Annotated in this window: 17 protein-coding genes; 9 read left to right on the forward strand and 8 right to left on the reverse strand. The window is 64.6% G+C overall.

The genetic code is table 11. The features are described 5' to 3' along the window. Positions 1-638: 638 nt before the first annotated feature. The 7 genes from AO716_RS04230 to AO716_RS04260 all read left to right on the forward strand — a co-directional run bounded on the left by AO716_RS04230 (position 639) and on the right by AO716_RS04260 (position 8348). Positions 639-1136 (forward strand): Lrp/AsnC family transcriptional regulator, encoded by a 498-nt coding sequence (locus AO716_RS04230; protein WP_055239666.1) that lies wholly within the window; start codon positions 639-641, stop codon positions 1134-1136. A gap of 107 nt (positions 1137-1243) precedes the next feature. Next, complete coding sequence (locus tag AO716_RS04235) at positions 1244-1978, forward strand: NUDIX hydrolase (RefSeq protein ID WP_055239667.1); 735 nt, start codon at positions 1244-1246, stop codon at positions 1976-1978. 1 nt (position 1979) lies between these two features. Continuing rightward, the gene (nadA, locus tag AO716_RS04240) at positions 1980-3287 is read left to right on the forward strand and encodes a quinolinate synthase NadA (protein WP_082413295.1); all 1308 of its coding nucleotides are present in this window, start codon (positions 1980-1982) and stop codon (positions 3285-3287) included. Between the two features lie 142 nt (positions 3288-3429). Continuing rightward, on the forward strand, positions 3430-4305 hold the full coding sequence (gene nadC, locus AO716_RS04245; RefSeq protein ID WP_055239773.1) for a carboxylating nicotinate-nucleotide diphosphorylase: 876 nt from the start codon (positions 3430-3432) through the stop codon (positions 4303-4305). After that, on the forward strand, positions 4302-5453 hold the full coding sequence (locus AO716_RS04250) for a cysteine desulfurase family protein (RefSeq protein WP_055239668.1): 1152 nt from the start codon (positions 4302-4304) through the stop codon (positions 5451-5453). Before nadC ends, AO716_RS04250 begins: the two co-directional genes overlap by 4 nt. 49 nt (positions 5454-5502) lie before the next feature. Next, positions 5503-6867: a M20/M25/M40 family metallo-hydrolase gene (locus AO716_RS04255; RefSeq protein ID WP_055239669.1), complete on the forward strand. Its 1365-nt coding sequence runs from the start codon at positions 5503-5505 to the stop codon at positions 6865-6867. Continuing rightward, the gene (locus AO716_RS04260) at positions 6867-8348 is read left to right on the forward strand and encodes an MFS transporter (RefSeq protein WP_055239670.1); all 1482 of its coding nucleotides are present in this window, start codon (positions 6867-6869) and stop codon (positions 8346-8348) included. Before AO716_RS04255 ends, AO716_RS04260 begins: the two co-directional genes overlap by 1 nt. A 60-nt stretch (positions 8349-8408) precedes the next feature. Here the strand turns inward: AO716_RS04260 and AO716_RS04265 are convergent, their stop codons facing one another. From AO716_RS04265 to AO716_RS04285, 5 genes are all read right to left on the reverse strand, one after another. Beyond that, positions 8409-8891 carry a MarR family winged helix-turn-helix transcriptional regulator gene (locus AO716_RS04265; protein ID WP_055239671.1) on the reverse strand — a complete coding sequence of 161 codons (483 nt, stop codon included), beginning with the start codon at positions 8889-8891 and terminating at the stop codon, positions 8409-8411. A gap of 4 nt (positions 8892-8895) precedes the next feature. Further along, the gene (locus AO716_RS04270; protein WP_055239672.1) at positions 8896-10008 is read right to left on the reverse strand and encodes an LLM class flavin-dependent oxidoreductase; all 1113 of its coding nucleotides are present in this window, start codon (positions 10006-10008) and stop codon (positions 8896-8898) included. Positions 10009-10183: 175 nt separating this feature from the next. Next, a complete protein-coding gene (locus AO716_RS04275) occupies positions 10184-13330 on the reverse strand; it encodes an efflux RND transporter permease subunit (protein ID WP_055239673.1) in 3147 nt (1048 codons plus the stop codon). 180 nt (positions 13331-13510) lie between these two features. After that, positions 13511-15001 (reverse strand): malate:quinone oxidoreductase, encoded by a 1491-nt coding sequence (locus AO716_RS04280; protein ID WP_235471988.1) that lies wholly within the window; start codon positions 14999-15001, stop codon positions 13511-13513. A gap of 111 nt (positions 15002-15112) precedes the next feature. Further along, complete coding sequence (locus AO716_RS04285) at positions 15113-16783, reverse strand: ABC transporter substrate-binding protein (RefSeq protein WP_152969844.1); 1671 nt, start codon at positions 16781-16783, stop codon at positions 15113-15115. Positions 16784-16916: 133 nt separating this feature from the next. On the opposite strand from AO716_RS04285, the gene AO716_RS04290 reads away from it, so the two are divergent. Beyond that, on the forward strand, positions 16917-18656 hold the full coding sequence (locus AO716_RS04290) for a dipeptide ABC transporter ATP-binding protein (RefSeq protein WP_055239675.1): 1740 nt from the start codon (positions 16917-16919) through the stop codon (positions 18654-18656). Positions 18657-18708: 52 nt separating this feature from the next. After that, positions 18709-19314 (forward strand): DUF1349 domain-containing protein, encoded by a 606-nt coding sequence (locus AO716_RS04295; protein WP_055239676.1) that lies wholly within the window; start codon positions 18709-18711, stop codon positions 19312-19314. A 106-nt stretch (positions 19315-19420) separates the two neighbouring features. Here the strand turns inward: AO716_RS04295 and AO716_RS04300 are convergent, their stop codons facing one another. The 3 genes from AO716_RS04300 to AO716_RS04310 all read right to left on the reverse strand — a co-directional run bounded on the left by AO716_RS04300 (position 19421) and on the right by AO716_RS04310 (position 23153). Continuing rightward, positions 19421-20362, reverse strand: coding sequence for an ABC transporter permease (locus AO716_RS04300; RefSeq protein ID WP_055239677.1), 942 nt, complete (start codon positions 20360-20362; stop codon positions 19421-19423). Continuing rightward, the gene (locus AO716_RS04305) at positions 20359-21363 is read right to left on the reverse strand and encodes an ABC transporter permease (protein WP_055239678.1); all 1005 of its coding nucleotides are present in this window, start codon (positions 21361-21363) and stop codon (positions 20359-20361) included. Before AO716_RS04305 ends, AO716_RS04300 begins: the two co-directional genes overlap by 4 nt. A gap of 95 nt (positions 21364-21458) precedes the next feature. After that, positions 21459-23153, reverse strand: a complete 1695-nt coding sequence (locus AO716_RS04310) for an ABC transporter substrate-binding protein (protein ID WP_082413296.1) — start codon at positions 23151-23153, stop codon at positions 21459-21461. Positions 23154-23236 lie beyond the last annotated feature (83 nt).

The following is a 23236-nucleotide window of genomic DNA, read 5'->3' on the forward strand; positions in this document are numbered from 1 at the left end:
TTTTATTTCCGGGTATGGTCTGGGTATCCGGTCTTTACGAATAAACCGGGTTTCTGAGTGTAGGCATAAAGTTAGGCGGCCTGAGGAAATTCCCGGCCCGCCGCTTACCAGTCGCTGAGGAGTGCACATTGTCGGGAAACGCAAAAAAGCCAGGCAAGTCCATCAAGGAGAAACGCGCCGAGAAGCGGGCCAAGTCGGCCGGTGCTGAGCCGGCCCCCCGTAAGCGCAAGGGCCAGTAGCAGCCCTACGTAGTTGAGCAGGTGCGGCCGGTGCGTGGCCATGAGGCTGCGCACCGGCCCGCACCTGCGCAAACGCTTCAGGCGGACGGGCAGCGGACGTTACTTTCCTGCCTTGATTTTTCACCCGCATCACTTACTGCATGGGGAATTCCGCAATTCACCGCGGCTGCGTTTTATATCCGCGGGAACGGAATTTCCGGCGGCAAATAGTATTTTCAATTCTGTGCCCGCAGGTCCGTTTTTCGCTTCTTGCACGGTGCCGGCCTGTAATTCATTCCGTGCGTGGCGCGCTGCAGCAGGGCTGCCGTGCCGCTAAAGTTCCCACAGGGGCAGTGCCACGTCCCTGATCCGGACGGTTGTCCGGTTCTTCTCCGGAACTTCCTGTACGGAAAGGTTGCCATGGCAACAGATCAGCTTGACGCCCGGATCGTGTCCCTTTTTACCGATGACCCTCGGATGTCGGTCCTGGAGGCTTCGCGGAAGCTGAAGGTTGCACGGGCAACCGTGCAGGCCAGGCTGGACCGCATGCAGCGAAGCGGCGTCATTGCAGGTTGGGGACCCCGGTTGGATCCGGCCGCGCTGGGCTATGTTGTCACCGCGTATTGCTCCCTGACGATCCGCCAGGACATGGGCCATGATGCTGTGGTAGCCGCGCTGGCAGAGATCCCCGAAGTGCAGGAAGTTCATACCGTGTCGGGGGAAAGCGACCTCATTGCCCGTGTCGCCGCTCGGTCAAACTCAGACCTGCAGCGGGTAATCGACTCCATGGTTGCCACTGGCGCCGTGCTCAGGTCTTCCTCGGTCATTGTGCTCAACACCCACTTCGAGGGACGCATGCTCCCGCTTCTGCACGCGGCAGCCGGTGCCGAGGCCAAGGAGTCCGGGCAAAGCGCGTAACGTTCCCGGTTCAAAGCGCCTGGAACCCAGGGTGATGAGTTAGAGTCGGCATGACTCTTACTTAGCTCCTGCGGGCACAGGCCCGCGTCCCGGGAAGGCCACGACTGATGAGCCCCAGATATGCCAACGTCTCGGAGCGGGAGCAGGAACCGCCGTCGCTGGCCATCTCAACGGTGATTTTCGCGCTCCGCCCGGATCCTGACACGGGCAGCCTGACGCTCTGGCTGCCGCTCGTCCGTCGGATCCGGCAGCCTTACCTCGATCTGTGGGCACTGCCGGGAGGGCCGCTGCAGCCCAGCGAATCACTCCAGGATGCCGCAGCGCGCAACCTGCAGGAGACCACCGGGCTGCAGCCAAGCTATCTGGAACAGCTGTACGCCTTCGGCGGCCCGGACCGCTCTCCGTCCCCCAGGGTTGTCTCGATCGTGTACTGGGCCCTGGTGCAGCCGGACGAGGCCGCCCTGGCCCGGCAGGACGAAAACGTTGCCTGGTTCCGGGCGGACAAAGTTGGAACGCTGGCCTTTGACCACAACCAGATTGTTGACTATGCGCTCTGGCGGCTCCGGAACAAGCTTGAATACGGCACCGTGGCCTATGCGTTCCTGGGTCCCACTTTCACCCTGGCGCAGGTCCGGGAGGTCTACGAGGCTGTTCTGGGGCGTGGCCTGGACCCTGCCAACTTCCGCCGCCAACTCCAGGCCTCCGTGCACATTGAACCCACCGACGGATACCTTCAGGGCGGCCGCCACCGCCCGCCGCGGCTGTACCGGTATGCGGGCCCGGATCCCCGGACGGATTCATTCCCCGCGAGCCAGGCACGCCCTCAAGCAACGGAGCACTGAGATGAACGAAACGATCCAGCCCTCCGGCGGCAGCGTTGCCACCAGGAACGCCCTGCTTTCCGGACCCGGGGAAGCACAGGTGGTGTCCGCAGCGTCGACCTGCACACCGGGACTGGCCGCCGCGCCCTGGGACTTCGACGCCGCACCCGGCTACGGCCCCGGGGCTTCCCTGTCAGATCCGGTCCCTGCCGGAACACCCCGGCAGGATGAGCTCCCGCAGGAATACCGGCAGGCGACGGACACGGAGCTGGAAGAACGGATTGCCAGGGCGAAGGATGCGCTGGGGGAGAGGGCCGTGATCCTGGGGCACTTCTATCAGCGCGACGAGGTGGTCCGGCACGCAGACTTCGTGGGGGACTCGTTCCAGCTGGCAAGGGCAGCCAGGAGCCGGCCGGAGGCGGAAGCGATCATCTTCTGCGGCGTGCACTTCATGGCCGAAACTGCTGATCTTCTTTCCGGCCCTGAACAGGCAGTGCTGCTCCCGAACCTGGCGGCCGGATGTTCAATGGCGGACATGGCCGATGCCGATTCTGTCGCTGAATGCTGGGAGCAGCTGACAGCGCTCTACGGCGAAACCCCGGACGCAGACGGACGGCAGCAGGTCATACCCGTGACCTACATGAACTCCTCCGCTGCATTGAAGGCCTTCTGCGGAGAGAGCGGCGGGATCGTCTGCACCTCCTCCAACGCGGCGGCTGTCCTGGAATGGGCCTTCGAACGCGGCTGCCGGGTGCTGTTCTTTCCGGACCAGCATCTGGGGCGGAACACGGCCAGGGCCATGGGTATTCCGCTTGAGAAGATGCCCATGTGGAATCCCCGCCTGCCCCTGGGCGGCAACACCGCCCAGTCCCTGCTGGAAGCCAGGGTGCTCCTGTGGAACGGGTTCTGTTCGGTGCACAAGCGCTTTACCGTGGACCAGATTGCCAGGGCACGCGCAGAACATCCCGGCGTCCGGGTGATCGTGCATCCCGAATGTCCCATGCCGGTGGTCGATGCCGCGGATGAATCCGGGTCCACCGACTACATCCAGAAAGCCGTCGCCGCAGCGGAGCCCGGAAGTACGTTCGCGGTTGGCACGGAGATCAACATGGTGAACCGGCTTGCCGCGCAGTACCCGGAGCACACCATTTTCTGTCTTGATCCCGTCGTCTGCCCCTGTTCCACGATGTACCGCATCCACCCCGGCTACCTTGCGTGGGTTCTTGAGGGCCTGCTCGACGGGCAGACCCGCAACCGGATCACAGTTCCCGGACACACCGCTGCGGCCGCCCTCACCGCACTGGAACGGATGCTGGCGGTCCGGCCGTGACAATAGCCGTGGCCGGCAGCGGCATAGCCGGAAAGCTTTCCAGACTAGTGAAGGGACACAGATGACCAACACAGAGCCAATGAGCGATTCGGAGCGCGGCTTCGGCACCGGGGTGCTGCCCCCGGACGGCGCAGCGCAGCCTATGCCGCTTCCCGTCACCGAAGTGGAAACAGTAGTCACGGCGGCGCTCGCAGAAGACTCACCTTGGGGCGACCTCACCTCACATGCGCTGGTTCCTGAAGCCGCGGAGGTTACTGCCTTCCTCACGGCGCGGGAAGAAGGCATTTTTTGCGGTGAACAGATTCTTGAGGCGGCCTTCCGGCTCGCCGGCCCGGGCACTTCCGTCATGTGCCTTGTGCGCGACGGCGAACGGTTCGACGCGGGCGGAATCCTCGCCGAGGTCTCCGGCCCGGCCCGGAGCGTCCTCACAGGGGAAAGGGTGGCACTGAATCTGGTGCAGCGGCTCTCAGGCATCGCTACCCAGACCGCCCGCTTCGTAGCGCAGGCAGCTGGAACCCGGGCCCGTATTGCGGACACGCGTAAAACAACACCGGGACTGCGGGCGCTTGAACGCTATGCGGTGCGCTGCGGGGGCGGGTTCAACCACCGCTACTCGCTCTCCGACGCCGTCATGGCAAAGGACAACCACCTGGCCGTTATCGCCGCAGCAGGGATGGACCTGGCAACGGCGCTTCGCCAGGCAAAGGACAGGCTGCCCCACACAGTGCACTTCGAGGTGGAGGTGGACTCGCTGGACCAGATCGAACCGGTGCTGGCAGGAGGAGCAGATACGGTGCTTCTGGACAACTTCAGCATCGAAGACCTCCGGCGCGGGGTGGCGGTTGTCAACGGGCGGGCACTTGTGGAGGCCAGCGGGAATGTCCGGCTCGACACCGTTGCAGCGATTGCGGACACGGGCGTGGACATCATCTCCGCAGGTGCCCTGACCCACAGCGTCCGTGCCCTGGACCTGGGACTGGACATCCGCGCGACGGTGCCTCAGGCGCAGCCGCGATGATCTACTTCGACGCCGCAGCCACAACACCGGTTCGTCCGGAAGTACTGGCAGCCCTGGCCCCGCTGTACACCAGCGACTTCGGCAACCCGTCCAGCGTCCATTCAGCCGGTGAGACCGCTGCCCGCGCCCTGGACTACGCCCGCCGCACTGCAGCGGGTGTCCTGGGCTGCCGTCCCGGAGATATCGTCTTCACCTCAGGCGGAACCGAGTCGGACAACCTTGCCATCAAGGGCCTGGCGCTCGCCGCCCCGCAGGGACGGCACATTGTCTCCAGCGCCGTCGAGCATCCGGCCGTCCTCGAATCCCTGGCCTACCTTCAGCGCCTGCACGGGTTCCGGATCACCCTGGTTCCGGTGGACGGGACCGGACGGGTTGATCCCGCTGGAGTTGAAGCTGCGCTGACGCGTGACACGACTCTGTGCACCATCATGACGGCGAACAACGAGGTAGGAACCCTGCAGCCGGTCAGCGAGATTGCCGAAGCCTGCCGCGCCCGGGGAATACCGTTCCACACCGACGCCGTGCAGGCTGCAGGCTGGCTGCCCGTGTCCGTGGCCGGCACCGGCATCGACGCGCTGAGCATCTCCGGGCACAAACTCGGTGCTCCCAAGGGCTGCGGACTGCTCTACGTCCGCGGAGTGCTGCCGCTGGAACCGCTGATCCACGGCGGCGGGCAGGAACGCGGCCGGCGCGCGGGCACCGAGAACGTGGCAGGAGCAGTTGCGCTGGCCACCGCACTGTCCCTGGCCGAGCAGGAGCGCCCGGCCGCCGCTGAGCGGGCCCGGAAACTGCGGGACTACCTGATCGACACGGTGCTGGAACAGGTACCGGGCGCACTGCTGACCGGCCACCGCACCGAACGGCTGCCGGGACACGCCTCATTCTGCTTCCCGGGTACGAGCGGCGAAGCCGTGCTCCTGGAAGCCGAGCGGGCCGGGGTGCTCTGCTCCTCGGGGTCGGCGTGCGCCTCCGGGGCGGACGAACCTTCCCCCGTGCTCACGGCAATGGGCCTGGACCGGGAAACGGCACAGACCGCCGTCCGCCTGACCTTTGCCCCTACTGTGCGGGAGAACGAGGTGGCACTGGCCGCCCGGGCACTCAGCGGTGCCGTGAAACGCCTCCGGGACCTGCAACAGGCGCCGTCGTAGTATCGCGTCGCAAAACTCATCCGTAACACGGCGGCCCTACACTTCTGCCATGTACACGAGCACACCGGCAGAAGCGCTGCCCCGGGACTTGGGCGAGGCTGCAGCCCCCAGGCTTGCCCGGCTAATTACCTGCCGCACGGTTTCCTCACGCAGCCCGGAGGAAGTGGATGACGCCGAGTTCGCCCGTTTCCGCGCTGAACTCGCCGCCCTGTACCCGGGGGTCCACAACAGCCTCACCGTGGAAGAAGTTGGCGGAGGCCTCCTGTTTCACTGGGCAGGCCGGAACCCCGGGCTTGAACCGGTGGTGCTGATGGCGCACTACGACGTTGTGCCCGTCGAGGACGAGGCAACATGGGACTACCCGCCCTTCGCCGGCGTTGTGGCCGGCGGTTATGTCCATGGCCGGGGAACCCTGGATGACAAGGGGTCCCTGGCAGCTGTCATGGAGGCCGTGGAAACGCTGCTGGCAGAGGGCTTTGTTCCCGAACGCAGTGTCTACCTCTCCTTCGGCGACAACGAGGAAACAGCGGGGGAGACCGCAGCGAAGGCAGCGGCCCTGCTGGAAACACGCGGGATACGCCCCTGGCTGGTCCTGGATGAAGGCGGTGCCGTGGCCGCGCAGGCCTTCCCCTTCGTGAAATCCCCGGTGGCGGTCGTTGGGGTCTCGGAGAAAGGGATCCTCGACGTCGAACTCTCGGCAGAGGATCCGGGCGGACACGCCTCGACTCCCAGCCGCATGGGCGCCACCGCACGGGTGGCACGCGCCGTCGTGCGCCTGGACCGGCGCCCGTTCCCGGCCGCACTGCATCCGGTAACCATCGAAATGCTGAACCGGCTTGCCGCCGGCGCAGGGTTTCCGGCGCGGCTCGTGTTTTCCCGCGCCGGAACCCTGCGGGGTCCGCTGACCCGGATCTTTGGCGCCCTTGGAGGAGAACCGAATGCGCTGACCCGCACAACGGTCGCGGTCACCCAGCTGCAGGGATCCAAAGCCTCCAACGTCCTGGCAACCCGGGCAAGTGCCAACGCCAACGTGCGGATCGCGCCGGGCGAGAGCATCGAAACGGCGCTGGAGCGGCTGCGCCGAACGGTCCGGGACCGCAAAATCACCCTCCGCGTAGTGGAAGGCACAGAACCTTCCCCCGTCTCACCGACGTCGAACGCACAGTTCGCTGCGCTGGAGCGGACCATCCGTGAAGTGTTCCCTGACGCCATTCCGGCTCCTTACATCATGCTTGGCGGGACTGATTCCCGCCGTTTCACCGGGATCAGCGGTGCGGTGTACCGCTTTGCCCCGTTCCGGATGGACAGGGCCGCCCGCGCCTCCATCCATGCGGACAATGAGAAGCTCTCCATCCAGGCACTGGGCGAAGGAATCACCTTCTACCGCCGCCTCCTGCAGAACCTGGCGCCCTGATGCGCGCGCTCGGGCCGGTGGTGCTGTTCCTGGTGCTCGTGGAGATCACCAGTGGAATCCTGCAGGGGTATTACACGCCGATCCTCACCGACATCGCACGGAACCTCGGAATCGCCGACGGCGACGTGAACTGGTTCGAGGCAGCCCAGCTGATGTTCAGCGCACTGGCCGTTCCGGTGCTGTCCCGGCTGGGGGATATGTTCGGACACAAACGGATCCTGCTGGTATCCACGGTGCTGACTGCCGCTGCGTCCTGGGGGGTGGCATTCGCTCCGGACTTCTGGACCTTCCTGGTTGCCTGGTCCCTGCAGGGCTTCTACGTGGTGTGGCTTCCGTTGGAGGTCGCGCTGATCTTTGCCCGGGCTGCGTCCGCGCCAAACCGCGCAGCGCTGACCCGCAAGGCGGCCGGTGTGCTGGTGGGAGGCCTGCAGTTCGGCGTGATCGCCGGAGCGCTCGCGGCCGGTGCACTGGTGGATGTGTTTGGCGGCGACCTGCGGCTGACCCTGATGGTGCCGGCGGCGGCCGCGACGCTCTGTGTGTTCGCTGTCTGGTTTGGCGTGCCGGAAACCGGGCTGCGGGCAGGCGGCGCGCTTGATGTCCGCGGGTTTACGCTGCTGGCCATTGGACTGCTGCTGCTGACTTCCGGGCTCACCTTCATGCGCATCAACGGAGCCGGGACCTGGTGGGTCTGGGCTGTCCTTGCGGCCGGGCTGGCGGCGTTCGTTCCCTTTGTGCGGTACCAGCTGCGGATCTCCGAACCGCTGGTGGACATCCGTATGCTCTGCGCCCCAACCATGTGGCCGGTGCAGCTCACTGCGGGACTGTTCGGCATCTCCGTACTGGGAGCACAGGCACCGATGTCCACTTTCGCCCGGACCGACCGCGAGCTGCACGGCTACGGGCTGGGGCTGGAAGCGGGTTCCGTGTCCCTCATCATCGGTGCCTACGTGCTTTCGGTGCTGACCGGTGCGCTCCTGTTCCCCCTGGCGGCCAGGCTTACGACGCCGAGGATCACTCTCTGCGGTGCCGCAGCGGTGGTGGGGACCGGCTACGGGCTGTTCCTGCCGTTCCATGATTCGCTGGGGCAAACCCTGACAAACATGGTGATCGCCGGCCTTGGGTCAGGCGCCCTGGTGGCGGCGCTGCCTTCGGCTGCTGCTGCAGCCGCTCCGCTGAACCGGACAGGAATGGCGACCGGCCTGACCAACACCACTAAGACAATCGGAGGGTCCTTCGCATCGGCGGTTTTCGGGATCGCGCTGCTCAGTGCTGCCGGGGAGACGCTGGGAGAGGTTGCCGGTGCGGCAACTGCCGCGCCGCTCACGGGGTACCTCACGGTGTGGTCGGTCTGCTCCGTGACCGCGTTCGTGGCGGCGGCAGCTCTCCTGTTTGTGCCGAAGCTGGCGTTCGCGGATCCGCCGCTGGTGCCGGGCAGTGGGAACAGCCCTATCGGGGTGCCTGGAGATAACGCACCCCGCTGACCACCGCCGCGGTGCCGTGCAGCTCCCCGTTGGGGACCCCGCGGCGCTGCGGCGTTGTGGTCATTCCGTGCCGGGCTTGCCTTCAGAAGCGAGGCTGGCGAGGAGCTTGTCCATGAGTTCCTTGACCTGGTCCAGCTCCTCCGCCGTCAAAGCCGGTGCCAGCAGGTCATGGATGCCGCGCACATGGATCCGGCCCAGCCGTTTCTGCATGGCCCGGCCCTCGTCGGTGAGCGCAAGCTCCACGCCGCGCTGGTCGTTCCGCGCTGGCCGGCGCTGGACCAGGCCCTTGTTCTCCAGCCGTTCCACCATCCTGCTGAGACTGGGCTGGCTGATGAGCAGGTGCTCGTTGAGCTCGTTGAGCCTGGTCCAGCCGGTGGGGCAGCGGCTGAGGTTGAACAGCACGTCGTACTCCCGCATGGTCAGTTCCTTGAACTCCGGATCCCGCTGAAGCCTGCGCATAACACCGACCTGGGCGCGGAAGAGTGACTCCCAGGCCTCAGCGGTCTGTTTTACGTTGGATACCTGGCTGGTCTCGGAACTCATTGCTTTAGCCTACTGAAGATGGTGCGTCGGTGGTGGACAAAGCTGCTGCGCGAGCCGCCGCACGTGCAGCATGCGTGGGGCCGTCAGGTACGTGTGCCGGACGCCGCGAGTCGAGTTCCCGGCGCAGCTCCGGCAGGACGAGCTCGCCGAAGAGGTCCAGCTGTTCCAGGACCGTCTTGAGCGGCAGGCCCGCGTGGTCGATGAGGAAGAGCTGCCGCTGGTAGTCCCCGAAGTACTCCTGGAACGTGAGGGTTTTCTCCAGGACTTCCTGCGGGCTGCCTACCGTCAGCGGCGTCTGGGCCGTGAAGTCTTCCATCGACGGTCCGTGGCCGTAAACCGGGGCGTTGTCGAAGTAGGGCCGGAATTCGTTGACGGCGTCCTGGGAGTTTTTCCGCATGAAGAACTGTCCGCCCAGGCCAACGATCGCCTGGTCCGCGGAGCCGTGGCCGTAGTGCTCGTAGCGTTCCCGGTACAGCCCGATCAGCTGCATGTAGTGCTCCTTGGGCCAGAAGATGTTGTTGGCAAAGAAACCGTCACCGAAGTAGGCGGCAATTTCCGCCACCTGGGGAGTGCGGATCGAGCCGTGCCACACAAACGGGGCAACGCCGTCGAGCGGGCGTGGGGTGGCGGTGAAATTGTTCAGCGGAGTACGGAACTTGCCCTGCCAGTTCACGGTCTCGTTGTCCCAGAGCTGGCGAAGCAGGTTGTAGTTCTCCACGGTGAGGTCCACTGAGTCCTGGGCATTCTTCCCGAACCACGGGTACACCGGTGCTGTGTTGCCGCGGCCCAGCACCAGGTCGGTGCGCCCGTCGGAGAGATGCTGGAGCATGGCGAAGTCCTCCGCGATCTTCACCGGGTCATTGGTGGTGATCAGCGTGGTTGCCGTGGAAAGAATAATGCGTTCGGTCTGGGCCGCAATGTAGCCCAGCAGGGTAGTGGGGGAGGATGCATAGAACGGCGGGTTGTGGTGCTCACCCGTGGCATAGACATCCATTCCGATCTCTTCGACCTTGCGTGCGATTGCCACCGCGGCCTTGATGCGTTCGCCTTCGGTGGGCATCCGCCCGGTCACCGGGTCCCGGGTGATGTCGCTGACGCTGAATACGCCGATCTGCATGGTGGCCTCCTGTTGTCCTGCACTCTTGGGAAGCGGTCTCGACGCTTCGAAAGATATATGCATTTGCATCTAATGGAAGTCTACAACAGGGGCCGCGGGAAATTCATTCCCTGTGCTTAACGCCGCAGTGCCGGGTCCGTTGCGGGACCCGGCACTGCTGTTGGAGTGCAGGAGATCAGCCGGCTGCTTCTGCCCGCAGCCGGGCTGCTTCTTCCTTGGCGGCCTGTTCCTTTGCGAGGGCGCGGCGTTCCCGCGGTCCTTCGACGAGCTGGTACAGCACCGGCACCAGGACCAGGGTCAGGAGCGTCGAGGAGATCAGGCCTCCGATGACCACAATCGCCAGCGGCCGGGAAATGAATCCGCCTTCCCCGGTCACGCCCAGAGCCATGGGGGTCAGGGCCAGAATCGTGGCCATCGCCGTCATAAGGATTGGCCGCAGCCGCTGCCGGGCACCGCGGAGGATTGCTTCCCGGACGTTCATTCCGGGTTCTCCGTCCCGTGGCCTGCGGTACTGGTTAATGAGGTCCATCAGCACGATCGCGTTCGTCACCACAATACCCACCAGCATGAGCAGGCCCACCAGCGACGGCAGCCCCAGGGGAACGTTCGCGACAAGCAGCAGGATGACGGCACCGGTCGCCGCGAAGGGCACGGAGACCAGCAGGATCAGCGGCTGCACCAGGGACTTGAAGGTGGCAACCATGATGACGTAAACGATCGCGATTGCCGCCAGCAGGGCCAGGCCAAGCTGCGTGAAGGACTCGTTTTGCTGGGTTGCAGCGCCACTGAGCGTGGCGGTTACCGAGGCAGGCAGGTCCACGTTCTCCAGCTCCGCCTGGACTGCGGCAATAGGACCGCCCAGGTCTTCCCCGGACGGGGTTACGGAGACGACGGCGGTACGTTCCCCGCCGGAGGAGGAGACCGTGGTGGGGACCTCGACTTCCTCAACCACCGCGAGGTCACTGAGGGGGACCGGTCCTGCGGCGGTGGGAATCACGATGCCGGCAAGCTGCTCGGTAGTGGTTACCTCCGTGCCCTCCCCGATGAGTACGGGCAGATCGTCAGTGCCCAGCCGTACCGTACCGGCGGGGAGGGGGCTCAGGGTCGATGCCAGGATCCCGGCCACCTGCTGCTCGTCCAGCCCCGCCGCCACTGCCTTGGCGCGGTCGATGCTGACCTGCACAACCGGCTCGGAGCTTGCCAGGTTGGAAGTCGCTTCGGCTACGCCGGGCAGGTCCGACATCGCTTCAACCAGGGCCTCTGAGGCCGGCTGAAGGTCGGCCGGATCTCCGGCGGAGATCTCGATGTCCACGGTGTTTGAGGTGCCGAAGCCGCCACCCTGGGTCCCGAGTGAGACAGTCCCGGCCTCTTCACCCAGGTCTTCGAGTTCGCGGCGGACGGTGTCGCGCAGGGCTACCTGGTCCACACCCTCATCCGTAATGACCGTGAAATTCGCAACGGAAGCACCTCCGGCGGTAAAGGCGGCGATCCCGGAGGTGGATGTTCCCATCGTGACCTGTACGTCCTTGATGCCCTCTGTTCCGGAGAGCACGTCCTCCACGCTTTCGGCGGCGGCGGAGGTGGTCTCCAGCGAGCTGCCCGCCGGCAGCTCCTGGCGGACGCTGAAGGTGTTCTGTCCGGTGTCACCCAGCAGGTTGGTCTGCAGCAGAGGCGTCAGGGCAGCCGTACCGCCCAGGATCAGTACCCCGGCCAGCAGCGTGTATACCGGATGGCGCTGTGTGCCGCGCAGGATCGGAAGGTAGCCGCGCTGGAGGAAGGTTTTCTGTTCGCGTTCCTCTGCCTCGGCGCGGTACGCCTCCGGATCAGCAACGGGCTTGGACGACTTGAGGAACCAGTAGGCGAGCACCGGGACGATGGTCAGTGACACCAGCAGCGAAGCCAGCAGGGCCAGCGACGTAGTCACGGCGAACGGACGGAACAGCTCACCGGCCAGTCCGCCTACCAGGGCGATTGGCGCGAATACCGCAACAGTGGTGAGGGTGGAAGCTGTGACGGCGCCGGCCACTTCGCGGATGGCCGTGAGGATCGCGGTACGTTTTTCCTCGCCATAACCCAAATGCCGCTTGATGTTCTCGATCACCACAATCGAGTCATCCACCACCCGGCCTATGGCGATGGTCAGGGCGCCGAGCGTGAGGATATTCAGTGAGTAGCCAAACGCGAGCAGGCCAATGAAGGTGACCAGCAGGGAGAGCGGGATGGAGACTGCCGTGACCAGGGTGGACCGGACCGAGAGCAGGAACACCAGGATCACCAGGACGGCGAAGCCCAGGCCCAGCAGTCCCTCGGTGGTGAGGTCCGAGATGGACTTTTCGATGAACGGAGCCTGATCGAAGATCACGGTGAACTTGGCGCCGTTGCCCAGCTCGTCCTGGAGCGACGGAATGAGGTCCAGGACCTCGTGGGAGATGCCCACAGTGTCTCCGGCAGGCGTTTTGGTAATCGAAATGGCCAGCGTGGCTTCGCCGTTGGTCCGGGTAATCGAGGTCTGTTCGTCGTCCGTGATCTCCACCGTGGCGACGTCGCCGATGGTCGGAGGCGCTTCTCCCGGCGTCGCTCCTTCCGCCTCAATCGGCAGGGCGGAAACCTTCTCCAGGGAATCAAGCGGGCTGCCAACCTGGATGGAGAGCGAGCGGCTTTCCTCCTGCACCGTTCCAGCCGGAATAAGCGCACCGCTGTTCTCCAGCGCATCGGCAATGGCCGACGGCGATGCACCCAGGGCTGCCAGTGCGGCCTGGTCCGGTGAGATGGCGATGTGCCGCTGGGAGCCGCCGGTTACTTCAGCGGTGCGGACACCTTCGATTTTCTGCAGCCGCGGAACCGTGAGCCGCTGCAGCTCCGAGTTCAGTTCGCTCAGGGACTGGTCGCTGGACACCGCAAGGTAAACGATGGGGAAGTCGCTGATGCTGCCGGCCAGCGACTGCGGGTTCGCATCTTCGGGCAGGGCCTGGCGGGCGTTTGAAATGGCGCGGTCCACCTGGCCGCGGGCACGGTCCAGGTCAGTGCCGTAGGCAAAGGTCAGGGTGATGGCGGAGATGGAGGACCGTGACGTCGCCGAGGATGATTCGAGGCCTTCGACGGCGGTAAGGGCAGCTTCCAGGGGTTCGCTGATCTGTGCGTCCACCACCTCCGGCGAAGCCCCGGGAAGGGCCGTAATAACGCTGATCTGCGGGAATTCAAGTGCCGGGATGAGTTCCTGCTTGAGGGAGTTCAGCGAGATCACGCCGAACACCGCTACAAAGACGGTGATAAGGGCGATGAGTGCCCGGTTGGAGAGGGAGAGCTTGGCCAGACGATCCATGAACCTGCCTTTATTCGTAGACTGATTCATCATACGTGCGCGCAGCACTCTCCCTGACGGTGTGCGGTGCCCCGGCCGGCCCGATGGCAGGGTGCCTGCTTTGGCTTTAACATTGGCGTTAACGCAGGAGTGCCCCGGTCCGCTTATGCGGTCCGGGGCACTCCTGCATGCGCGGGCGGTTTAGCCAAGTTTCAGTACGCGGTTCGTCTCGGCCAGGATCTCATCGGCCAGGGACTCGTTTTCGTTGAGCTTGACGCCGTAGCCCGGGATCATTTCCTTGATCTTGGCTTCCCAGGCCGGGAACTCGGCCGGGAAGCAGCGCTTCATCAGGTTGATCATGATGGGAGGTGCGGTGGAAGCTCCGGGGGAAGCGCCCAGCAGGGCTCCCACGGTGCCGTCGGCAGAAGTGATCAGCTCGGTGCCGAACTGCAGCACGCCGCCGCTCTTCGGGTCCTTCTTGATGACCTGGACGCGCTGGCCCGCAGTGATCAGGTCCCAGCCCTCAGTGATGGCTTCGGGGTAGAACTCGCGCAGGGCCTTGGTCTTGCCCTCGCGGGACTTCAGGACCTCGGTGACCAGGTACTTCACCAGGGACATGTTGTCCTTGGCCACGGCCAGCATGGGAAGGAGGTTGTGCGGGCGCACCGAGAACGGGAGGTCCGTGAAGGAACCGTTCTTGAGGAACTTGGGAGAGAAACCGCCGTACGGTCCGAACAGCAGGGACTTCTTGCCGTCCACAAAACGGGTGTCCAGGTGGGGAACGGACATGGGCGGTGCGCCGACCGAAGCCTGCCCGTAGACCTTCGCATTGTGGGCGGAAATGATCGACTCGTCGGTGGAGCGCAGGAACTGGCCGGAGACCGGGAAGCCGCCGAAGCCCTTGCCCTCGGGGATGCCGGAGCGCTGCAGCAGGTGCAGTGCGCCGCCGCCGCCGCCGATGAAGACGAAGCGGGCCGAGACGGTGCGCGTGGTCTTGGTGGCACGGTTGCGGACGGTGACGTCCCATCCGCCGTTTGAATTCCGGGTGAGGTTGGTGACTTCGTGGCCGAAGTTGAGGTCCGCGCCGTTGGCCCCAAGGTAGTTGACCAGCTCCCGGGTGAGGGCACCGAAGTCGACGTCCGTGCCGCCGGCAACACGGGATGCAGCCACACGCTGGCCTGAGTCGCGGCCCTGCATCAGCAGCGGGGCCCACTCTGCGATCTTGCTGTGGTCCTCGGAGAACTCCATGGACTTGAACAGCGGCTGGGCGCTCAGTGACTCCCAGCGCTTGCGCAGGTACTCCGAATGCGCGTCGCCCCAGACGAAGCTCATGTGGGGGAGGGGGTTGATGAAGTTTCCGGAGATGTCGCCCTGACCCACCATGTGGGCCCAGAACTGCCGGGAAACCTGGAACTGCTCGTTGATGCCAATGGCCTTGGCCGGATCAACGGTTCCGTCAGGTCCTGCCGGGCTGTAGTTAAGTTCGCACAGGGCGGCGTGGCCGGTGCCAGCGTTGTTCCACGGATCGGAACTTTCGGTTCCTGCCCGGTCCATCCGCTCGAAAAGGGAAATGTCCCAGTCCGGAGCCAGCTGCTTCAGGAACGCACCAAGGGTTGCGCTCATGATGCCGCCGCCGATCAGCAGTACATCAGTTCTGTTTGCGGACTTCTCCGCCGGGCTATCAGCAGTCAACTTCATATCTCCAGTCGCGTGGACGCTAGCCTTAGAAGCCTATCTCTCACAGTGGTGCTTACTAAAATTGCCGGGTCCGTTTGCGGGACCGGCGAGGCAGACAACTACACGCTAGTCCGCAAGACGGATGTTGTTGAAGACCTCGTTCAAGAGAGGCGAGGTGGGGTACTGCGCTACGCGGGGCGAGACAGTCAGGGTTGAGATGGGGAACGCCAGGGGGACGGCCGGAACGCGGGTGGAGATCCGGTCCGATATCGAACGGTATGCCTCCGCCCTTTCCTCGGAGTCGGCCAGGGTCCTGGCGCGGTCGACCTTCGTGAAGAGCTGCGCGTCGTCGTACCCGAATTCCTCGATATAGGACCCGAACAGGCTGCCCACAAAGTTGTCCGCGTCCATATAGCTTCCGGACAGCCCGGAAAGGTGCAGTGCACGGTCCCCGTTCTTGGAAACCGCTTCAATGTAGCCCTCGGACCACTCCATGGGTACGGGACGGATGTTGAACCCGGCGGCGGTGAGCTGCCTGCTCAGCTCGGCATATACCTTTTCCGGATTCGGCAGGTAGGCACGGGTAACCCGGCGGGGATAGTAGAACGGCAGTTCTTCCCCGGCGTAGCCTGCTTCCTTGAGCAGTTCCTGCGCACGCTCAGGATTGTGGCCGTAGTTCGTGACGTTGTCGGACCGCAGGCCGAGCTTCTCCGGAAGGAACTGGTTCGCTGACTTGGATCCGTTCAGGAAAATGCCTTCAAGCAGGGCAGGCTTGTCGATCGCGTGGGCAATGGCCTGGCGCATCTTGGGCTCGTCCATGCCGGGGAAGTTCTGGTTGATGCCCAGATACAGGATCGAGTAGGGATCCCGCTGCAGGATCTGCATTCCTGCCCGCGCGAGCTCACCCACGTCGGAGACCGTCACCAGGTCATAGCCGTCGACGTCGCCGTTCTTCAGTGCCCGCAGCCTGGACTCCGGGCTGGTGATGGTCCGGAAGACCAGGTCCTGGATCTGGCCGCGGTCGCCCCAGTACCCGGGGTAGGAAACCAGTGCCAGTTCGTCCTCAACCCAGCTCGAGAACATAAACGGTCCGGTTCCGACGGGGTGCCGGGCATAGGCGGAGAGCCGTGTGCCGTTTAGTTCCTGGTCCAGTTCGTCGGCGCGGCCCTCTGACAGGGCACGGGGCGAGGAAATCGCGAATTCGGGTGATGCCAGGGCCGGAACCAGTCCGGGAAGGCGGGTGTTGAGTTCCAGTTTCACCGTGTACTCCCCGGCGGGGGAGCAGGACTTGAACGCTGAGAGATCCGGCGTGTCAGCGAATCCCCTGAACACTGAACCGAACATCAGGACTTCATGTCCGCGTGCTGATTCGGGCAGGTTGTACCAGCGGTCAAAGTTGGCGCAGACCGCTTCGGCGTTGAAGGGTTCCCCGTCATGGAAGGTGACGCCGCGGCGCAGGACGAACTCGTAGGTCCGGCCGTCCTCAGATTCCGACCATTCCTCGGCCAGTGCAGGCACGGGGGCGGATGTCAGGGGATCGACGCCGACCAGGGTTTCCAGCACCTGTCTCGTCACACGGTGGGATTCGGTGTCGACGGCCAGGAACGGATCCAGGCCGGAGGGCCGCGCGGCGGTGGCGAAGGCGAATGCTGCAGAAGGGCCGCCGGTTTCGGCGGGTGACGGTGAAACGCTGGGGGACTCTTCTTCCGGCCGCGCAGCGGTGCACCCGGTCAGGGCGAGCGCGGCGGCGATGGCGGAAGCTTTGATCACGGAGCGCCGCGTGGCGGATTTGGTCACAGCTGCTGGGTTCTCCTTGAGACACGCACCGTCCCGGCCTGGGCGGTGGATTTCTTAGTCTAAATGATTAAAAAGCGGTAAAGGCGGGTGAGAGTTGCCTCACAACAGGGCTTTGGTAAGGCAGGATATGGAAATGACTGAAACCAGCCCTGAATCTCCGCTGCTCGAAGTGACCGATCTCGCCGTCGGCTTCCAGACCATGGAAGGCCCCGTGCAGGCCGTGCGCAAGGCCGGATTCAGCCTCGGTGCCGGGAAAACCCTGGCGATCGTTGGCGAATCCGGTTCCGGTAAGTCCACCACCGCAATGGCGGTGATCGGGCTGCTGCCCGGCAATGGAAAGGTCTCGGCGGGAAGTATCCGCTTCGACGGCCAGGAACTGGTGGGGCTGCCCGAATCCAAGATGCGGGCTATCCGGGGCCGTTCGATCGGGCTGGTGCCGCAGGACCCGATGTCCAACCTGAATCCGGTGACAAAGATCGGCACCCAGGTTGCCGAAACCCTGCTGGTGCACGGCATGGCTACATCCAAGGACGTTGACCGGAAAGTGGTGGAGGTGCTTACCGCCGCCGGACTTCCCGACGCCGCTGAGCGCGCCAAGCAGTATCCGCATGAGTTCTCCGGGGGTATGCGCCAGCGTGCACTGATTGCCATTGGCCTGGCCTGCCGGCCCCGTCTGCTGATCGCGGATGAGCCCACCAGCGCACTGGACGTCACGGTGCAGCGCACCATCCTGGACCAGATCGGCCGGATGACGGAGGAACTGGGAACGTCCGTGCTGCTGATCACCCACGACCTTGGGCTTGCCGCTGAGCGTGCATCCGACCTGGTGGTGATGCACCGCGGCGAAGTGGTTGAGACCGGTCCGGCCCGCCAGCTGCTCGAAGATCCCCAGCACCCCTACACAAAGTCCCTTGTCAGCGCCGCACCCAGCGTCGCTGCTGTCCGGCTCAGCCCGGGGGCTTTCGCGGCTCCCGCTGCCGAGCGCCTGACCCTCGTGGACGGCAACGCCACGGAGCCTGCTGCCCCGGCCGCTGAACCGGCCAGCGGTCCCGATGCCGGAGAGGGGGCTGCGCCGGACAACATCGTTGAGATCCGTGACCTTAATAAGGTGTTCAAGATCCGCGGCAAATCGGGAGACTTCCACGCTGTACGGAACGTTAGCCTGGAGATTCCCCGCGGCCGGACCGTGGCGATCGTGGGGGAGTCCGGGTCAGGCAAGACCACTACCGCCCGAATGCTGCTCAAGCTCATCGAACCGACCAGTGGTTCCATGACCTTCGACGGCGTGGACATTGCCTCGCTGGCAAAGGGCCAGCTGACCGACTTCCGCCAGCGGGTCCAGCCGATTTTCCAGGACCCGTATTCATCGCTGGATCCGATGTTCACCATCGAACGGATCCTCGACGAGCCGCTGAAGACCTACAAACGCGGTGACCGCCGGGAACGGGCGGCCCGCGTCCGCGAGCTTATGGAACAGGTTGCCCTGCCGGCCTCCATGCTGCGCCGGTATCCGGCAGAGCTATCCGGCGGGCAGCGGCAGCGCGTAGCGATTGCGCGTGCGCTGGCGCTGAATCCGGAGCTCATTGTCTGTGACGAACCCGTGTCCGCTCTCGATGTGCTGGTCCAGGCGCAGATCCTGAAGCTCCTCGGTGATCTTCAGCGCGATCTTGGCCTGAGCTACCTCTTTATCAGCCACGACCTCGCCGTCGTCCGGCTGATCTCGGACTACGTGTGCGTGATGAAGGACGGGGAACTGGTGGAGGCAGCAACCTCGGAGGAAGTGTTCCAGAACCCGCGCCATCCCTACACCCGCAAGCTGCTGGCTTCGATCCCGGGCAACGAACTGAATATTGAAGGCGAACTGGCGTCCTAGACCTGCGCACCAGGAGGGCTGTGGCCGGTAGCCGCACGGGAGATTGAGCGTGATGACAAAGATCGAAGAAGGCCGGATTGCCTGGGACCGGGGGACGTGGCGTAACCCGCCGGTCCGGGTCGTGGATGACGGGAACTGTCTGCAGGTGACCGCGGCCGGGCAAAGTGATGCGTGGAGGCACACCTCTTATGGGTTTGTCCATGACAGTGCACATGCCCTCCTTGCCCCGCTCGGCGCTGAGGGTGCAGTGGAAGTCTCGTTTCTCCTGGACTACTCGGAGCAGTTCGACCAGGCGGGAATCTTCCTTCACGTCTCGGAGCCGGTGTGGGTCAAGGCCGGGGTAGAGGTCTCCGACGGGATTCCGCAGGTTGGTGCCGTTGTGACACATGAAGTCTCGGACTGGTCGGTGGCACCTGTTCCGGAGTGGACCGGCCAGGAGATCACAGTGAGGCTGAGCAGGGCCGGTGACGCTGTCACGATCAGAGCCCGCGCCGGCGATGAACCTTTTCGCCTCATCCGCGTCGCACCCCTGAGTAAGACCGCCCGCGCCCAGGCCGGTCCGTTTTGCGCTTCGCCCACGCGGGATGGCCTCACTGTCACCTTCACCCGATGGGTCGAAACCGAAGCGGATCGGTCGCTTCACCCTGAGCCCGGCTAGAGTCGCGTGCTCCGGCAGGGGAGCCGTGCTCCCGGATCCCGGCCGGAACGGCAAAGGGTCCGCTTTCCCGGGAGGGAAAGCGGACCCTTTTTAGCGGAACCGCCGGCTACTTGCGCCTGGTCTTGGGATCCAGCGCCTCACGCAGGGACTCGCCCAGCAGGGTGAATCCAAGAGCCGTAATGGCAATGCAGATGCCCGGCAGGAACGCCAGCTGCGGGGCCACCGCCAGTTCGTTCTGCGCGTAGGTCAGCATCCGGCCCCATTCGGCGCTCTCCGGACGTCCGCCGCCGAGCCCCAGGAAGGACAGGGCCGCGGCGTCGATCACTGCCGTAGCCAGGGTGAGGGTGGCCTGGACAATCACGGGGCCAACGCTGTTGGGCAGCAGATGGCTCATGGTGATGGTCCGGGTGCTCAGCCCCAGTGCCTGCGCGGACAGGACGTAGTCTGCTCCGCGCTGGCTGATCATGGAGGAACGCAGCAGCCGGGCGAAGATCGGCACCTGCGATACACCGATGGCAATCATGACCGCGGAGGGTGTCTGTCCCAGTACTGCAGCGATGCTCACGGCCAGCAGCAGGTTGGGCACCGAAAGCAGGATGTCCACGAAACGCATAATGACGTTGTCCACCCAGCCGCCGAACCCGCCGGCGATCACACCGAGCAGCATGCCGCCCAGCAGGCCGAGCGCCGTGGAGATGACACCGATCAGGAGGGACGCGCGTGCTCCCCAGATGAGCTTGGAGAGGACGTCTCCGCCGAACCGGTCGAGGCCCAGGGGGAAACCCTCAACCTCGCCCGGACCGGGAATCGACGTCGGCGTGATTTGGGTACGCCCGGGCAGTTCCTCACCGCCGTAGGGAGCAAGGATCGGCGCGAAGACAGCGACCAGGATGAACAGGCCCACGATGACTGCGCCCGCGATTGCCGCGGGGTTGCGGCGCAGCCGCCGGAAGGCGTCCTGCCACATTCCGCTCCCGCGTGTGTCCGGCGCTGAAGGCTCGTCCGGTCGGACTGCCCCGCCGGAAGGAGGGGGAAGAACTGTACTCATTGCACCCTCACCCTCGGGTCGATGAAGCCGTAGGACACGTCAACCAGCAGGTTGATCAGTGAATACGCTACGGCGATGAAAATGATGAAGCCCTGCAGCACGGGGTAGTCGAGGTTGAAGATGGCATCCCGCAGGAATCTGCCAACCCCGCTGAATGCGAAGACTGTTTCCGTCAGCACCGCTCCGGAGATGAGCAGCCCGGTCTGCAGGCCGATCGTCGTCGTAACGGGAAGCATGGCGTTGCGCAGCACGAACCGGTTGCGGATGGTCCGTTCCATCAGGCCTTTGGCCCGGGCAGTGCGGACGTAGTCTGCACCCTGGACTTCAAGGACCGAGGCACGCGTAATGCGCACGATAATCGCCAGCGGAATGGTGCCCAGCGCGATGCCGGGCAGTATCAGGTGCATCAGGGCGTCCCAGGACGCGTCCCATTCCCGGGTTAACAACCCGTCCAGGACGTAGAAGTCCGTCACGTGCGTGGCGTTGATCCTCGGATCCTGCCGGCCGTCCGTGGGGAAGAGGGGAATCTGGATGGCCAGGAGCCATTTGAGGATGAAGGCCAGGAAGAAGACCGGCACGGTGATGCCAATCAGCGAGAGCACCACGGAAGAGTGGTCCCAGAAACGGCCGTAGTGCCTGGCTGCCAGGTAGCCCAGGGGGATGCCGATGCCGATCGCGAAGATGAGCGCGACGGCGGCGAGTTCCAGGGTGGCCGGGAAACGGGTGGCGAACTCTTCGAGGACGGGCCGGCCGGTCACTGTGGACGTACCGAAGTCGCCCTGGAGGAGCTTGCCGACGTAGGTGAAGTACTGCTCGATGAGCGGCCGGTCGAAGCCGTAGGCCTCATTGATCCGGGCGATGGCCTCAGGTGTGGCCTTGTCTCCCAGGAGGGCGGTTGCTGGGCCGCCGGGAAGGCTGCGGACCCAAATGAAAAGAAGGATGGACAAGCCGATCAGGGTCGGGATCAGCATTAACAGGCGCTTGCCTATAACTCGCAGCACGAGTGTCCTTTCTCAGCCGGTTGTGCGGCTGCTGAAAAGGTAAGGACAGAACGGACCGGGACCCAGCGCAAGCTGGATCCCGGTCCGTTTCGCCGCTACTTGTTGAGCTTGATCTGGTTGAACACTTCGTCGTTCACGGGGGAGGCCGGGTATGAATCCACCCGCTCCGAGAATGCGAGCGACGGCGCCGGGTGCGCCAGCGGGACGGCCGGGACGAACTTGGCGATGTCGTCGTTGATCTTCTCGTACATCGGAGTCTGCTCCTCCAGGCTGCTCACCTGGCGGGCTGCCTCGAGCTGGTCGAAGATCTCCGCGTTGGTGAAGCCGAACTCGGGCTTCTCCTGGCCGAAGAACACGCCTACGAAGTTATCCGTGTCGTTGTAGTCACCGGTCCAGCCCAGCAGGTGGATGCCGTGGTCTTCGGTGGCCTGCACGCGGTCAAGGTAGTCCGGGGACCACTTGCTCGGCTGCGGGTTGACCTTGATGCCGACTTCCTCCAGCTGTGCGGAGATGTTGGAGAAGACCTGCTCAGGAGTCGGCATGTACGGGCGGGAAACACCCGTCGGGTAGTTGAAGTCCACGGTAAAGCCGTCCGGGTAGCCGGCCTCGGCCAGCATTTCCTTTGCCTTCTCCGGGTCGTACTCGTACGTGGTGACGTCTTCGTTGTAGCCGTTGACGACGTCGGGAATGAACTGCGTTGCAACCTTGGTGCCTTCGGGAAGGGTCTGGTTGACCAGTGCTTCCTTGTCGATCGCGTGTGCGATTGCCTGGCGGACCAGCGGATCGGCGAGCTGCTCGACCTTCTGGTTCATGCCCAGGTAAAGGATGGTGAAGGGGTCACGCGGAATGACCTTGAATCCGGCGTCTGCCAGCGCCTGGGTATCGGCCGGAGCCACCAGGTCGTAACCGTCAATGTCACCGGACTGCAGGGACTGGCGGCGGGAGTTGGGGTCGTCGATCACGCGGAAGATGATGTCCGTGACCTGTCCCTGGTCGCCCCAGTAATCCTCGTAGGCGGACAGGGTGATCTGGTTGCCGACTTCCCAGCCTTCGAACTTGAAGGGACCGGTGCCGGTGGGGTGTTCCTTGGCGTAGGTCGTCAGCGTGGGGGCTTCCGCAGTGCCGGAGGCTTCATCGGCTGCGTACTCTTCCATCGCCGTCGGGCTCTGCATGGAGAAGGCGGGGAGCGAGAGAGCTGCAATGAACCCTGCGAAAGGCTTGGCCAGGGTGATGACGGCCTGGTTCTCGGCCGGCGCCTCACACGACTCGTAGGTGGCGGTCTCGGGGCTGTCAGCGAAGCCCTTGAACAGCTTGCTGTAGTAGTAGGCCAGGCTTTCGGCCTGCTGGATGCCGGTGAAGTTGTACCACCGGTCGAAGTTCGCGCAGACCGCTTCGGCGTTGAACGGGGTCCCGTCGTGGAAGGTAACCCCTTCTTCGAGATCGAAGGTGTAGGTCAGGGCGTCCTCGGACGTTTCCCAGGACTTGGCCAGAAGAGGGGCAGGATCGGCGGTGCCCGGTTCCACGCCCACAAGGCCTTCGAAGATCTGTCGGCTGACGCGGAAGGATTCGCCGTCGGAGGCGAATGCCGGGTCCAGGGTCTTGGGATCCGAGGAGGCTGCAAAGACGAACGTGCCGTCAACCTCGGAGGCGGTGGCGCCGTCGTCTGCGGCATCCCGGTTGCTTTCGGCGCAGCCGGAGAGCACCAGGGCGCTCATGGCCAGCCCGGCGGTTAGGGCGGCAGCCCGTCGCCGGGTCTGCCGGCTGAGAGTGAATCTGCCAGCAAGGGTCATTGTTCTATCTCCTCTGGGCGGTGAGGTCCGCTCCTGCCGGTCGGCCAGAGCGGGATGTGCTGTGGAACACACATATGTAATCC

The sequence above is a fragment of the Arthrobacter sp. Edens01 genome (assembly GCF_001307035.1).
Lineage (GTDB): Bacteria > Actinomycetota > Actinomycetes > Actinomycetales > Micrococcaceae > Arthrobacter_B.

Excerpts from the sequence above, each read along its gene's own strand:
- AO716_RS04255 (WP_055239669.1), top strand. The coding sequence starts at position 5,503 with ATGTACACGAGCACACCGGCAGAAGCGCTGCCCCGGGACTTGGGCGAG.
- AO716_RS04295 (WP_055239676.1), top strand. The coding sequence starts at position 18,709 with ATGACAAAGATCGAAGAAGGCCGGATTGCCTGGGACCGGGGGACGTGG.
- AO716_RS04235 (WP_055239667.1), top strand. The coding sequence starts at position 1,244 with ATGAGCCCCAGATATGCCAACGTCTCGGAGCGGGAGCAGGAACCGCCG.
- AO716_RS04230 (WP_055239666.1), top strand. The coding sequence starts at position 639 with ATGGCAACAGATCAGCTTGACGCCCGGATCGTGTCCCTTTTTACCGAT.
- nadC (WP_055239773.1), top strand. The coding sequence starts at position 3,430 with ATGCCGCTTCCCGTCACCGAAGTGGAAACAGTAGTCACGGCGGCGCTC.
- AO716_RS04275 (WP_055239673.1), bottom strand. The coding sequence starts at position 13,330 with ATGGATCGTCTGGCCAAGCTCTCCCTCTCCAACCGGGCACTCATCGCC.
- nadA (WP_082413295.1), top strand. The coding sequence starts at position 1,980 with ATGAACGAAACGATCCAGCCCTCCGGCGGCAGCGTTGCCACCAGGAAC.
- AO716_RS04260 (WP_055239670.1), top strand. The coding sequence starts at position 6,867 with ATGCGCGCGCTCGGGCCGGTGGTGCTGTTCCTGGTGCTCGTGGAGATC.
- AO716_RS04300 (WP_055239677.1), bottom strand. The coding sequence starts at position 20,362 with ATGAGTACAGTTCTTCCCCCTCCTTCCGGCGGGGCAGTCCGACCGGAC.
- AO716_RS04250 (WP_055239668.1), top strand. The coding sequence starts at position 4,302 with ATGATCTACTTCGACGCCGCAGCCACAACACCGGTTCGTCCGGAAGTA.
- AO716_RS04310 (WP_082413296.1), bottom strand. The coding sequence starts at position 23,153 with ATGACCCTTGCTGGCAGATTCACTCTCAGCCGGCAGACCCGGCGACGG.
- AO716_RS04290 (WP_055239675.1), top strand. The coding sequence starts at position 16,917 with ATGACTGAAACCAGCCCTGAATCTCCGCTGCTCGAAGTGACCGATCTC.
- AO716_RS04270 (WP_055239672.1), bottom strand. The coding sequence starts at position 10,008 with ATGCAGATCGGCGTATTCAGCGTCAGCGACATCACCCGGGACCCGGTG.
- AO716_RS04265 (WP_055239671.1), bottom strand. The coding sequence starts at position 8,891 with ATGAGTTCCGAGACCAGCCAGGTATCCAACGTAAAACAGACCGCTGAG.